13 protein-coding genes are annotated in these 12,986 nt (G+C 63.2%); 7 read left to right on the top strand and 6 right to left on the bottom strand.

The genetic code is table 11. The features are described 5' to 3' along the window. Positions 1-13: 13 nt before the first annotated feature. On the bottom strand, positions 14-847 hold the full coding sequence (locus GJR96_RS01965) for a pantoate kinase (RefSeq protein ID WP_151161395.1): 834 nt from the start codon (positions 845-847) through the stop codon (positions 14-16). A 75-nt stretch (positions 848-922) separates the two neighbouring features. After that, positions 923-1,375, bottom strand: a complete 453-nt coding sequence (locus GJR96_RS01960; RefSeq protein ID WP_394349472.1) for an SHOCT domain-containing protein — start codon at positions 1,373-1,375, stop codon at positions 923-925. Positions 1,376-1,463: 88 nt separating this feature from the next. Here GJR96_RS01960 and GJR96_RS01955 point away from each other — a divergent pair, with 88 nt between their 5' ends. Continuing rightward, positions 1,464-1,766: a UPF0175 family protein gene (locus tag GJR96_RS01955; RefSeq protein ID WP_151161394.1), complete on the top strand. Its 303-nt coding sequence runs from the start codon at positions 1,464-1,466 to the stop codon at positions 1,764-1,766. Continuing rightward, positions 1,767-2,285 (top strand): hypothetical protein, encoded by a 519-nt coding sequence (locus tag GJR96_RS01950; protein ID WP_151161393.1) that lies wholly within the window; start codon positions 1,767-1,769, stop codon positions 2,283-2,285. Positions 2,286-2,552: 267 nt separating this feature from the next. On the opposite strand, the gene aspS is transcribed toward GJR96_RS01950, so the two are convergent. Further along, positions 2,553-3,857, bottom strand: coding sequence for an aspartate--tRNA(Asn) ligase (gene aspS, locus GJR96_RS01945; protein WP_151161392.1), 1,305 nt, complete (start codon positions 3,855-3,857; stop codon positions 2,553-2,555). Positions 3,858-3,956: 99 nt separating this feature from the next. Here aspS and GJR96_RS01940 point away from each other — a divergent pair, with 99 nt between their 5' ends. Both GJR96_RS01940 and GJR96_RS01935 read left to right on the top strand, forming a co-directional pair. Continuing rightward, entirely contained in the window at positions 3,957-4,538 is a 582-nt protein-coding gene (locus tag GJR96_RS01940) for a cupin domain-containing protein (RefSeq protein WP_151161391.1), read from the top strand. Positions 4,539-4,590: 52 nt separating this feature from the next. Next, the gene (locus tag GJR96_RS01935; protein ID WP_151161390.1) at positions 4,591-5,325 is read left to right on the top strand and encodes a DUF4013 domain-containing protein; all 735 of its coding nucleotides are present in this window, start codon (positions 4,591-4,593) and stop codon (positions 5,323-5,325) included. Between the two features lie 40 nt (positions 5,326-5,365). Here GJR96_RS01935 and GJR96_RS01930 read toward each other — a convergent pair whose 3' ends face one another. Next, entirely contained in the window at positions 5,366-6,091 is a 726-nt protein-coding gene (locus tag GJR96_RS01930) for a phosphoglycerol geranylgeranyltransferase (protein ID WP_151161389.1), read from the bottom strand. Positions 6,092-6,196: 105 nt separating this feature from the next. Next, positions 6,197-8,719, bottom strand: a complete 2,523-nt coding sequence (locus GJR96_RS01925; protein ID WP_151161388.1) for a DNA topoisomerase I — start codon at positions 8,717-8,719, stop codon at positions 6,197-6,199. A gap of 204 nt (positions 8,720-8,923) precedes the next feature. On the opposite strand from GJR96_RS01925, the gene GJR96_RS01920 reads away from it, so the two are divergent. From GJR96_RS01920 to GJR96_RS01910, 3 genes are all read left to right on the top strand, one after another. Continuing rightward, positions 8,924-10,378 carry an MATE family efflux transporter gene (locus GJR96_RS01920; protein WP_323849390.1) on the top strand — a complete coding sequence of 485 codons (1,455 nt, stop codon included), beginning with the start codon at positions 8,924-8,926 and terminating at the stop codon, positions 10,376-10,378. 86 nt (positions 10,379-10,464) lie between these two features. Then, on the top strand, positions 10,465-11,145 hold the full coding sequence (locus GJR96_RS01915; protein WP_151161386.1) for a hypothetical protein: 681 nt from the start codon (positions 10,465-10,467) through the stop codon (positions 11,143-11,145). Positions 11,146-11,218: 73 nt separating this feature from the next. Next, the gene (locus GJR96_RS01910; protein WP_151161385.1) at positions 11,219-11,398 is read left to right on the top strand and encodes a hypothetical protein; all 180 of its coding nucleotides are present in this window, start codon (positions 11,219-11,221) and stop codon (positions 11,396-11,398) included. A gap of 59 nt (positions 11,399-11,457) precedes the next feature. Here the strand turns inward: GJR96_RS01910 and gatB are convergent, their stop codons facing one another. After that, entirely contained in the window at positions 11,458-12,948 is a 1,491-nt protein-coding gene (gene gatB, locus GJR96_RS01905; RefSeq protein WP_151161384.1) for an Asp-tRNA(Asn)/Glu-tRNA(Gln) amidotransferase subunit GatB, read from the bottom strand. Positions 12,949-12,986 lie beyond the last annotated feature (38 nt).

The raw sequence follows: 12,986 nt of genomic DNA, 5'->3' as shown, positions 1-12,986 counted from the left end.
GACCTTCACTTACTCACTCACTCCGCAGTGTCGCTCCGGCAGGGTGGATGCGACACCGCTCGGGGTCGTACCCAGCGTCCGAAAGACCGGTTCCAACGGCGAAGACTGTCTCACCGAGCATCGCCATCGACGCGTCGCCGTCGGCGTCTCGCACGTCGTCGATTGCTGTCTCGACACGGTCGGTGAGTAGATTCGCGTCGCGTGCGAACCGTCGGGATTCGCTGAGGAAGCGTCCCACGGTCGGTTCTTCGAGGAGTGCGTCGAGTGCCGTCTCGCCCGCGGCGGTGAGTGTGGTCGTATCGCCTGCGAGCACGTCTGCTGTCGAGAGGCCACCGAAGGCGACGTACTCGATGTGTGGTCGCGCGGGGATACCGTCCATTCGACCGTGGCCCGGTGCGCCGGGGTCGACACGGATGGGCATGCCGCCGCGGGCCTGTGCGACGACGTCTCCGAGTCCCGTCCCTGCGCGGACTTCCGCTTCGTGGGCGAGCGTGACGAGTTCGTTCTCAGACCGCCCACACTCGAAGACGGCATTTGCCGCGAGTGCCGACCCGAGCGCCATCGCCCCTGAGACGCCGAACCCCGCACCGAGGGGTAACTCGCTATCGGCGCGAACCACGGCGGTCACGCCGAGGGCACCCAATACGTCGGTGACAGGTGGCATCTCGACAGCCTCGCCGTCGAGGGTGACGACCGATTTGTCCGCCGGTTCGACGGTGACGGTGACGCCGTCAGAGAGCGTCACACCTGCGCCGCGCGACCCTGCGACTGCCGGGTCGTCGTCGGGATGGGCGCTGAAGAAACCCGTAATGTGACCGGGGACGAAAGCCGTCGCGTCGTCGCTCATCGGTCTTCCTACGACGGGGGTCGGTTAACGGTGTTGCGTTTCGTCTCGCTCGGACGCCTCCGCTGTCACCTCAGTTCAGTTCTGTTCTGACTCCACGTCGGGTTCGGGTTCGCGCATCCGACGCGCCGAAACCGCGTTACGGGCGTCTGCGACCGTCTCGGTCTCCAACAGGCGCTCGACCTTCTCTTCGAACTCTTCTTCTGTGAGTTCCCCGTTCGCGTAGCGTCGCCGAAGCGTCGCCAACGCGTCTTCTGTCCCTGACTGTGCTTCGTCCGCTTCCTCGGTCTGACGTGACTCGTAGAGCCTCACGAGACCGATAGCGGCCGGGAGGACGCCGGCGAAACCGACGGGAAATGCAATCCAGAAAAATGGATTCCCGAGTGCGAGGAGACCGAACCCGACGAGGAAGGTGAGGGCCATGACGACACCGGCGACGATTTGTTCGAGTGGGGTTCCTTCGTCGTCTTCGTCGTCGACGATATTCATCGGTCGCTCGTCTCGGTCTCTCCGGCGACCACGTTCACTCATACAGTAGTCACTCGGCGGAGGGGTAACGACTGTTTCGCTGACAGTGCGTAGGTTCAAATACGAATACGCAGTAATACAATGTATACAGATGCCGTCTATCAGTGCTCGAATCCCCGACGACGAACGAGATGAACTGGAGGACGTGGCTGAACTGCTAGGCGAAGACCGGAGTACAGTGATACGGAAAGCGCTCGGAGAGGGTCTCCGCGAACTGCGGGTTCGCGTCGCTATCGAGCGATACCAATCTGGGGACGTTTCGCTCAATCAAGCGGCCCGTCTGGCGGGCGTGAGTTTGGGAGAGTGGTTCGAAATCGCCCGAGACAGAAACCTCACCTCGCAGTTGTCGCCCGATGAAATAGAACGTGAGGCGGACGCAGCACTCGACTTGTAGATGGATATCTACGTGGACGCGTCGACGCTGATAGCGTTGGGGACGGTTGGGGAGTTGGAGTTGTTGCTAAACTTCGACGGTGACGTGGTTGTGGAACTTGAGGTATACCACGAGATAACCACGGAACCTGCGGCAACCAATCTCCACTCTCTACTAAAGCACGAGGGTGCCCGTCGTTCGAGAGATGGAGTACGAGCGGAACATTCGAAGGCAAAAGAAATTCTCGACGAAGAAGAGATAAACGGTGGTGTGGCGCTCATTGCGCAGGTTCTCAGATGGCGCGAACATGACCAATCGATTGCCATCGTCTCCGACGACCGGCGTGTCCGAACTGTCGCTGAAGGACTTGGTGCGACTGTCACCGGTACTGTCGGAGTCGTCGTTCGTGCCGTCCACGAAGGACTGCCCCCGAGTGAGGCCAAAGACCTCATCCGCCGAATCGACTCACACGGTCTGCACATGACTGGCGAACTTCGAGAGACAGCCTACCGCCTCATCGACGAGGCTGCGAAAGAATAGTCGAGACTGATTTTCGGTCGCCTACGGACTCAGGCGTTGTCTGTCTCGCGGGAACACCGTCGGACTCACGTCGTTCGTCCGACGAGCACTCGCTCGCCCGGAGCGTCTCTACGGAGAGACGCTGGCGGTCTCGCGGGAACCCACTCGCAAATCAGAGATTTGCTCGCTGCTCCCACGCTCGCGTTGCGCCGTCACCTACGGCGACAGGCGCTGCCGGTCCGGCGAGACTCACTTCGTTCGTCTCGCTGGCTCTCCAAGTCTTCGCCCTTAAGGGCTCAGACGTTGGCGATCACGCGGGAACAGAACGGCCTCGCGGATGTTCTCCAGTCCGAGCATCGTCATGATGAGACGCTCGCCGCCGAGGCCGAAGCCTGCGTGCGGGGGCATGCCGTACTTGAACATCTTCGTGTAGTATTCGAACGCGTCGGGGTCGAGGCCCTGCTGTTCGAAGCCAGCGACGAGGTGGTCGTAGCGGTGTTCACGCTGGCCACCGGAGACGAGTTCCATGTTCGGGTGCATCATGTCGAAGCCCGTCGAGAGGGTCTCGTCGTCGTCGTGGTCCTTGATGTAGAACGGCTTGATTTCGCTCGGCCAGTCGGTGATGAAGTAGTGCTCGCCGACGTCGTCGCCGAGCGCCTTCTCACCTTCCGTGGGCAGGTCGTCGCCCCAGACGAGTTGCTCGTCGAGTTCACCCGTCGCGTTGATGCGCTGGATGGCCTCCTCGTAGGTGAGACGCGGGAACTCGCCGGACGGCGCTTCGAACTCCTCGGCGAGGTCGAGCGCTTCGAGTTCGTCCTGGCAGTTCTCTTCGACAGCCTCGTAGGCGGCCTTGACGACTGCCTCACACACGTCCATCGCTTCGGTGTGGTCGATGAATGCCGACTCGAAGTCGATGGAGGTCGCCTCGTTGAGGTGGCGCGGCGTGTTGTGTTCTTCTGCGCGGAAGATTGGGCCGACTTCGAAGACGCGTTCGAGACCAGAGCCGACCATCAGCTGCTTGAAGAGCTGGGGCGACTGGTTCATGAACGCCTCTTTGCCGAAGTACGTGATGGGGAAGAGTTCGGTGCCGCCTTCGGTCCCGGTGGCGACGATTTTCGGCGTATTGATTTCGGTAGCGCGGAGGTCGCGGAACTTCTCGCGGACGGCGCGCTGGACCTCGGCGCGAATCTCGAAGATGGCCTTCACTTCGTCCTTGCGCAGGTCGAGCGTGCGGTTGTCGAGGCGCGTCGAGAGTTCGGCGTCGACCTTCCCGGAGGGGTCGAGGGGGAGTTGCGCTTCGGCTTCCGCGACGACGTCGAGGCTCTCGGGTGTGACTTCGACGCCCGTCGGTGCGCGGGGTTCTTCTGCGACGTCACCGGTGACGGTGATGACGCTCTCGCGGTGGACACCGAGGCCCGTCTCGACGAGTTCGTCGTCCATCTCGTCCTTCTCGAATTTGACCTGAATCTTGCCGGTGGTGTCCCGGAGAATCAGGAACGCGATGCCGCCGAGGTCACGAATCTCGTGTACCCAGCCGGCGACGGTGACCGTGTCGCCAGGCTCGGCGTCGGCCGTGTACGTTCGGTTTCGCATACGACGTGATTCCGGACCGCGCGTGATAAATACGGTCGTTTCGACTCCGCGAGGTACTCGGTACCATGTTACTTTGTCGAGCAGTGTGTCAGTCAGACTATGGGACCCGATACGACGTCGCCCGCAGACGAGACACCGAACACCCCGATTGCCGTCTGCGAACAGGACCTCGACTGGCGCGAGACCGAACGCGGCACCCGGTTCGCCTTCCGACGGAAACAACTCGGCGCGGCGGCAGGCGGGCGCGACATCGGGTGTTCGCTCTACGAAGTCCCGCCGGGCAAGCGCCCGTGGCCGACACACTATCACGAAGGAAACGAAGAGGCAGTGTACGTCCTCTCCGGGTCGGGGACGCTCCACACCCGCGAAGGCGCATCTACCCTCGCGCTCGAACCGGGGGCGTACGTCGCCCTGCCAGCGGGAGCGGAGTACGTCCGGCAGGTGGAGAACGACGGCGACGAACCGCTTCGGTACCTCGCCCTCTCGACGATGAACCACCCCGACGTGACCGTCTACCCCGACTCGGACAAAGTCGGTGTCTTCTGCGGTGCCGCACCCGGCGGCGACAAAGACCAGCGAACGCTCCACGACTACTTCCCGCGCGACGCCGCAGTCGGCTACTGGGACGGGGAACCGACTGAGGATGAATCGACCGAAGGTGAACCGACTGAAGAAGAGTAGCCACCCGCCTGCGGAGGTTTATATACGAAACCGGGACCACTCCGCCTCGAACATGGACCTGTCAGACCTCGAAACCGCCGTCGCACTCCCGTTCGCTGCGGACACCTCGTTCGATAGCGTCGCCATCGGCGTCCTCGTAACACTCGCATCGTTCACGACGCCGCTGGCCGGCGTTCTCCTCGCTGGCTACGTCGCCAGACTCGTCCGCGCCGGCAGTCGCGACGAGGCCACGCTCTCGACGTTCGACGGCGTTCTCGGCATGGGTGTCGAGGGGATACGCCTCTCGGTCGTTCTCGTCGTGCTCCAATTGCCAGCAATCGCCATCGCTGGCGCAGTCCTCGGTTCGTCGTCCACACCGCTCACGGTGTTCGCCGCTGTCGCCGACCCGCGAACACTCCAGTATCTGGGATTCTCTGCGTTTGACGTGGCCGGTCTCGTCGTCGCGGGACTCGCCGCACTCGCTGGGACGTACATCGGTGCCGCTGCGACGGTTGCGCTCGCCCGTGAGCAGTCTCTCGTCGCCGCCGTCCCCGTGACCCGTGCGCTCGTCGGTGACCGAGCGTTTTTCTCGGTCGTGTCCGCGTCGGCGCTCGTCGTCTTCGGCGGTCGACTGCTCGGGTTCCTCGTCGGGACGGTCCCTCTCGTCGGCGTCGTACTCACGGCGGGCGTGTCGTTCGTGACGCTCGTCGCGGCCGCGACGCTCCTCGGTCGTGGGACGAACGTCGTCTCGAAGCGTGCACTTCGGCCGACTCACGAACCGGAGAGAGACGCGGTCGGGTCGGCGTAAACAGAAGAGTGTGCGGTCAGTTCGCCGCCGTCCCGCCGGGTTACTCTGCGTCGACGAGTTCCGCAGACGCGTCTTTCGCGCCTTCGACCGTCTCACGGACCGCGTCGACGCCTTTGTCGTGCAGAAGGTTGCCGACGATGACGACGTCGGAGTGCTGGCCCATCTCGTAGGCAGAGTCGTAGTCGTGGATGCCGCCGCCGTAGAACAGCGTCGACTCGTCGAGTGCGTCGTGGGCCGCGGCCACCTTCTCGGGGTCGCCGTAGGTGCCGGAGTATTCGACGTAGATTATCTTCTGGCCGAACATCTTCTCGGCGACGCGGGCGAACGAGGCCACGTCTTCGGCCGACTGGTCCGTGTCTGCCTCGGTGTACTCGGCGACCGACGAGTCGGGGTTCATCACGATGTACGCCTCGGTGTGGGTACGGTCCCAGTCGAGACCGTCTTCGATGCGGACCCACTCTTTGTGCGCGCCGGTAATCCAGAACGAGTCGCTCGCGTTGAACACCGTCGGGATGAGGTAGCCGTCTAGCCGGTCGTCGTCGATGACGACGCCGGGGTTCGACGGTTCCTGATAGATGGGCACGTCGTACTTCGCCGTCGCCTCGATGACGCGTTCCATCTTCTCTTCGGTGATATCGAGCGTGCCCCCGATTTCGAGGGCGTCGGTGCCCGTCTCACACACGTCTTCGAACGTCTCGCCGTCCACCAGGTCCTTGTCTGGGTCGATTTTGGTGATGTGGTCCCAGTCTTCCCACGGATAGCTCATTGGTCGCTCTATGCCGGAGGGGGCCTAAAAAGCGTGCGGAAGTTTTGGGCGCGCAGTGTCAGAGACGACATGTATCGCCGTGTGAGCGGTGCTATCGAACTGTAATTAGTCAGCGGCAGACTGCCACTTTCGGACCGTGTCGGCACCGATACCCTCGACTTTCGCGGCGATATCGTCCGGTTCGGCCGCCTTCAGCGTCTTCACGTCCTCGATACCGGCGTCTTTCAACTTCTCGGCGGTCTTCGCACCGATGCCCTTGATGCTCTCTAACTCCGACCCGCCTTCGCCGTTCTGCTGGGCCTGGTACTCACGGAAGTTACAGATGGGGCAGCCGAGTTCCCACGGTTCGCGGTCACCGTCGTAGGTGATGCGAAGTTCCGGTAGGTCGTGTTCGTCACACGAGTCGTCGGTCACTTCGATGTCCCCCCGCCGCGGGAGTGGAAGCGAGTAGTCGCAGTCGGGGTAGCGAGTACACCCGACGAGGCGAGACCCGGAACGGAGGCGCTTGATAGCGAGTTCTCCCCCGTGTTCTTCACCGCACTCGGGGCACGCGCCGATGACCAAGTCGTCTTCCTCGTCTGCCTCTTCGGCCTTGCAGAGCGGACATCCGTGGACGAACGTCTTGCGCCCGGCGAGCATCTTGATGTGGTGCAGGTCGTGTTCGTCACACGTCTCTTCCATGATGAGCGGTTTCCCCGTCGACGGGAGGGGGAGGGTGTACGTACAGTCGGGATAGGAGTCACACCCGATGAAGTACGACCCACGGCGACTCTTGCGGACGACGAGGTCACCGCCGCAGTCGGGGCACGGGCCGACCGTCTTGTCGGCCTTCAGCGAGTCTTGGAGTTGCTTTCCGAGTTCTTCTCGGGACTCCATCAGCCCCTCGAACACGTCCTGAAGAATCTCCTTGGACTCGTCGGTGACGTCCTCCAGCGTGGCCTCGCCGCGGGCGATAGCCATCATGTCGGATTCGAGTTGGGAGGTCATCTCCTCGCTCACGATGAGTTTCGCGAAGTCTTCGGACGCCTCCACGACGGCCCGCGCGAGGCGGGTCGGACGCGGCGGGTCGCTCTCGATATAGCCGCGGTCGTAGAGTTTCTGAATCACGTCGTGGCGGGTCGCTTTCGTCCCGATGCCCATCTGCTCCATCGTCTCGATGAGACGCGACTGCCCGTAGCGACGCGGCGGTTGGGTCTGCTTGGCGTCGAGGTGTGTGTCGGTGACGGCGAGCGATTCGCCTTCTTCCACGTCGGGGACGAACGATTCGGTGGAGTTGAAGTACGGGTAGACCTCGTGGTACCCCGCTTCGAGGAGGCGTTTGCCGTTCGCCTTCATCGAGAGACCGGCGGCCTCGGCGACGACGCGGAGGTGTTCCCACACGGCGTCTTCTGCGACGGTTGCGAAGAACCGACGGACGACGAGTTCGTACACGTCCCACTCGTCGTCCGAGAGGTCCGACGCGGAGGGGAGTTCCCCAGTCGGATGAATCGGCGGGTGGTCGGTCGTCTCGTTGTCGCCCTCGGTCGGTTCTATCTCCTCTTGTTCGAGGAGGGACTCGGCGTCTTCCTTGAAGCGGCGGTCACCCTCGAACGCACCGAGGAGTTCGCGCGGGTCCAAGTCGTCCGGGTAGACGGTGTTGTCCGTACGTGGGTAGGTGATGTACCCTGCCGTGTAGAGGTCTTCAGCGATACTCATCGCTCGCTGGGCGGAGTAGCCAATCGACCCGGCGGCGCGGATGAACTGCGTCGTATTGAACGGCGCGGGTGGTTTGTCCGTGCGAGTCCGTCGCTTGACGGACGTGACCTCGGCGGCGTCGACGCCGAGGAGGGTCTGATAGGCCTCCTCTGCGGCCGCTTCGTCCCAGACACGTTCCGCTTCGGTTCCGTCCTCGTCGAGGTAGAAGTACTGGGCCTCGAAGGATTCGGCGGCCCCGTCGGCGTCCTTCGTCAGGTTGGTGAACAGTTCCCAGTAGTCCTCGGGGTCGAACGCCTCGATTTCGCGTTCGCGGTCGACGATGAGTTTCAGCGTCGGCCCCTGCACCCGGCCGACGGAGATGAAGTCGTTGCCGAGTTGCCGGGCCGAGAGTGAGAGGAATCGCGTGAGGGCGGCCCCCCACACGAGGTCGATAATCTGTCGTGCTTCGCCGGCGGCGGCGAGGTCGAAGTCCAGGTCGTCGGGGTTCTCGAACGCCTCCGTCACTTCGCGTTTCGTGATGGAAGAGAACCGAACCCGGTCGACGGGTACGTCTTCGTTCACCTCGCGGACGAGTTCGTACGCTTCCTTGCCGATGAGTTCACCTTCGCGGTCGTAGTCTGTGGCGATGGTGACACTGCCGGCGCGGCGGGCGAGTCGGCGGAGGGCGGCGACGATGTTCTCCTGCGTGGGGTGTTTTTCGACGGGAGCGCTGATGAGTTCGACCGGTTCGACGTCACGCCAGTCGTTGTACTCCGGAGGGAAGTCGACACCGACGACGTGACCTGAGAGGCCGATACAGCGCTTGCCGCCCCACTTGTAGACGTTCACGCCGTTCATTCGCTCTGCGGAGGCCGTCTCGCCGCTCAAGATGTCGGCGATACGTCTCGCGGCGTTGTCCTTCTCCGTGATGATGAGGTCGGGGCCACGACTCATTGCGCGGCGATATGACGGGGGAGGTTCTAAACCTTTCGTGCCGAATTCGATGGTTAGAGGCCTCAACGCGCGCGTATATGGGTGTACGAGTGGGTGCGCGCATCGCGCGCGAGAGGTGAATGATACGGTCGTTCACGTCGGTCTGGGCGGCCGAGACGTTCCGCGACCCACATTCTTAACGCGACGCACACTAACCCGACGAACGTGTCGAGTGAATCGCGAATAGATATGACAGATGGGGCTATCGCCCCCAAACTGTTCGCCCTCTCGTGGCCCCTCGTCGCCGGCAACCTGCTCCAGACACTCTACAACCTCGCGGACGTGTTCTGGGTCGGACGCGTCGGCGCGGACGCCGTCGCCGCCGTCTCACTCATGTTCCCCATGAGTTGGATGTTCGTCTCGACTGCGATGGGAATCACCGCGGCGACGATTGCCCTCGTCTCACAGCACGTCGGTGCCGGCGAGGACAGAGAAGCCGACCACGTCGTCGGCCAGACGATTCTGCTGACGATTGCCGTCTCCGTGACTCTCGCCGCCGCTGGCTTCCTCTTTCGACATCCGCTGCTCGAACTCATCGGCGCGCAGGGTGCCGTCTACACGGAAGCGCTCGCCTACATCGAGGTCATCTTCCTCTCGCTCCCACTCACGTTCCTCTTCTTCGCGTTCCGCGCAGCGTTGCAGGGCGCAGGCGACACCAAGACGGCGATGTGGTTGATGGTCGTCTCCGCGGGGTTGAACGTCGTCCTCGACCCGATTCTTATCCTCGGGACGGGGCCAGTTTCCGTCTTCGGAGTCGACCTCACGATTGCCGGCATGGGCACCCGCGGTGCGGCCATCGCGACATTCGTCGCTCGCCTGTTCGCGACGGCCGTCGGCGTCTACATCCTCCTCCGCGGCGACTGGGGGGTCAAACTCCACGTCGCCGACTTGCGGCCCGACCCGGAACGCCTGAAGAAACTCGTCGATATCGGCTCTCCAGCGACGCTCGATGGGTGGGCACGGAGTTTCTCGGCCGTCGTGATGGCCGGGTTCGTCGCCCGCTTCGGCCCGATTCCCACTGCCGCTTACGGTATCGGCGTTCGCCTGATGTCCGTCTCGTGGACTGTCTCGGGGGCCGTCGGTCAGGCGACGGCGACAGGCGTCGGCCAGAACCTCGGTGCCAGAACGCCCGACAGGGCCGCCTCAGTCACGTGGACGGCGATGGCGGCGACGATGGGCCTGCTCTTTGCCGCCGCGGGCCTCGTCGTCGCGCTCCCCGACGAAGCGATGCGCCTGTTCATCGACGAGCAGGCCGTCATCGACGAGGGGGTCACGTTCCTCCGCATCATCGCGCCGTCGTGGGCGTTCTTCGGCGGCGTCATGGTCATTCAGGGCGCGTTCCGCGGCGCTGGCATCACGAAAGCCTCGATGGCCCTGTCGTTCCTCTCGCGGTGGATTTTCCGCGTCCCAGTCGCAATCGTCGCCGCGTTCACGTGGACGGTGAGCGTTCCCCTCGTCGGACCCATCTCCAGTCTCGGGTGGGGTGTCGAAGGCCTCTGGTGGGCGTACGTCGTCGGCGCTGTCGCCTCGTTCGTCGTCGCAGTCGCGTGGTTCCGTGCGGGGACGTGGCGCGAGGGTGTCTTGGACCACGAACCCGCACCGACGGCGGGCGACGACTGAGAGTCGTGGGCGAGGGGTCGAGAACGGCCCGCCGGCACCGAACTGACAGCCGAAACGACTTTTCGGTCACAGTGTGGCGAGTGAATATGCGACTGCCCTCCCCACGCACACGCCGCATCCTCCTCGGTCTCCTCCTCGTCACGAATCCGTTCTGGGGGCCGGCGCTCGAGGTAACCGGCACCGACTACGTCTACGAGTCGGCCGAGATAACGGTCGAAGAGAACCGTCTGGTGGTCGCCGACGAGGGTGCGGTATTCGAGATGCACCACGGAATCGACGGGTTCGACTGCTCGTTCGGGATGACAGACACGCGGTACTGCACGCTGGAAGCACTGACGTTGAACGAGAGCGTGGAAGTCGACCACCCGACTATCGTATCGAGTACGTCGGGGTACCTCGCGACCGAGGAACAGTACCTCGCGTACAGTGACGGACGGGTCTACGCGTACAACTCGGCGTGGGAGGATGGGCATTTCGTCCTCTCGACGGAACGCGTATCGGCGGCGACTGCCCTCGACGACGTCGCCCAGTCGCTCTCTACCTATCCGAATCCTGCCGCTGAACGAGCGATTCGGACAGAGCAGATACAGACGGACGAACCACTCTGGGCCGACGAGGGCGAAGGCCGGGTGTTCGAACTCGACGGTACGTACTACGTGGTCTATCAATCCGGGTCGAAAGGAACCGCGTCGAACCCGAAAGCAGAAGCGATGTTGTCGTTCTTTGGCGTCGTCTACGGTGCGGTGGTGTTGCTCGAACGCGACTGACGTGCGATTGCGGTGGCGTGGCGAGGATTACTGGCAACCTAGTATCATGTGGGTGGAGATACAATAGAGACCTATGTCGCACACCCCAGAACTGCCCGAACGGTTCGTCTGTGATGGATGCCACGTCGTGTATGCGGGGACTGTCGAGCACAGAGACGGAACGTATCACTACAGCGCCCCCGACGAGTGCGCCGCGTGTGGGTCGACCGAGTTCGTCTCGTTCGAGCAGTACGTCCGTCACAAGACGGCGTAACCGCGGCGGACCGGTCGAAACGAAAATCAGTGACGCGGCCCGTCGCGTGACGAGCGTCGTTACTCGTCGAGTTTCTCGCGGAGCAGTTGATTCACGGTGCCGGGGTCGGCGCTCCCCTTGGACTTCTGCATGACCTGTCCGACGAGGAAGTTCAGCGCACCGCCCTCGCCGTCGTGGTAGTCAGAGACAGCGTCGGGGTTCTCGTCGATAGCGTCCTGCACGAACCCGCCGATTTCGTCGTCGTCGGCCTTGCCGAGGCCCTCATCGTCGACGATGGTGTCGGGGTCCGTTCCCTCGTCGAGCATCTTGCGGAGGACGATTTCCTCGGCGTTCTTCGTCGTCACCTCGTCTGCGTTCACGAGTTCGACGAGGCGCGTAAACTCGTCGAGTCGGTCCGACACGTCGGTGATGAGCATGTCACGGTAGTTGAGTTCGCCCAGCAGGTTGTCGGCGACCCACGTCGCGGCGAGGTCGGCGTCGAACTCGGCGGCGACGTCCTCGAAGAAGTCGGCGACTTCCTTCGTGGAGGTGAGTTTCGATGCGGACTCTTCGTCCAGTCCGTACTCGCTCTGGAAACGCTCGCGGCGGGCGTCCGGCAGTTCCGGAATCGGAATCTCTTCTTTCCAGTGGGCGACCTGCAGTGGCGGGAGGTCGGCCTCTTGGAAGTAGCGGTAGTCTTTCTCTTCTTCCTTCGACCGCATCGAGACGGTGATGCCGCGGGACTCGTCCCAGTGGCGCGTCTCCTGTTCGATGGCACGCCCGCGCTTGATGGCGTTCTTCTGCCGAGTGACCTCGTACGCGAGAGCCTTCTCTGCGCCCTTGTGGCTGGAGATGTTCTTGACCTCGGTCCGGTTCGCGGCTTCGAGCGCCTCGTCCGAAATCGTGCCGTCGTCGTCGACTTCGTCGGCCGGGACGAGCGAGATGTTGGCGTCGATACGGAGCGACCCGTCGCGAGTGGCGTCGAAGACACCGAGGTATTCGAGCACCTCTTCGAGTTTGGCGAGGAACGCGCGGGTCTCTTGCGGACTTCGGAAGTCGGGTTCCGTGACGATTTCCATCAGCGGCGTGCCGGCGCGGTTGTAGTTGACGAGCGTGTAGTCCGCGGTGTCGATGCTGCCACCTTTGTGCTGGAGGCTCCCGGGGTCCTCTTCGAGGTGGGCACGGGTGATGCCGATGTCACGGCGTTTCCCTTCGACGGACACTTCCAGCGTTCCGTCGGCGCAGATTGGTGCGTCGTACTGGGTAATCTGGAAGTTCTTGGGCAGGTCGGGGTAGTAGTAGTTCTTCCGGTGGAACCGGGTGTCTTCGGCGACGGTGGCGTCGAGCGCCTTCCCGATTTTGACCGCCGACTCGACAGCCGACTCGTTGAGTACCGGGAGCGCGCCGGGTAGCCCGAGACAGACCGGGCACACGCGGGTGTTCGGCTCCTCGTCTTCGGCAGGCTCAGTCGAACAGCCACAGAAAATCTTCGTGGACGTCTCGAGTTGCACGTGGACTTCCAACCCGATGACGACCGCGAGTTCGCGCTGTTCGAGCGCTTGCGCAGTCATTGGGCGCGCTTCGACGGCGGTGGGCTAAAGACTAACGG

Origin of the sequence: Haloferax litoreum (assembly GCF_009674605.1) — an archaeon.
Classification (GTDB): Archaea; Halobacteriota; Halobacteria; order Halobacteriales; family Haloferacaceae; genus Haloferax; species Haloferax litoreum.
This window is presented reverse-complemented; position numbering and strand designations above follow the sequence as displayed.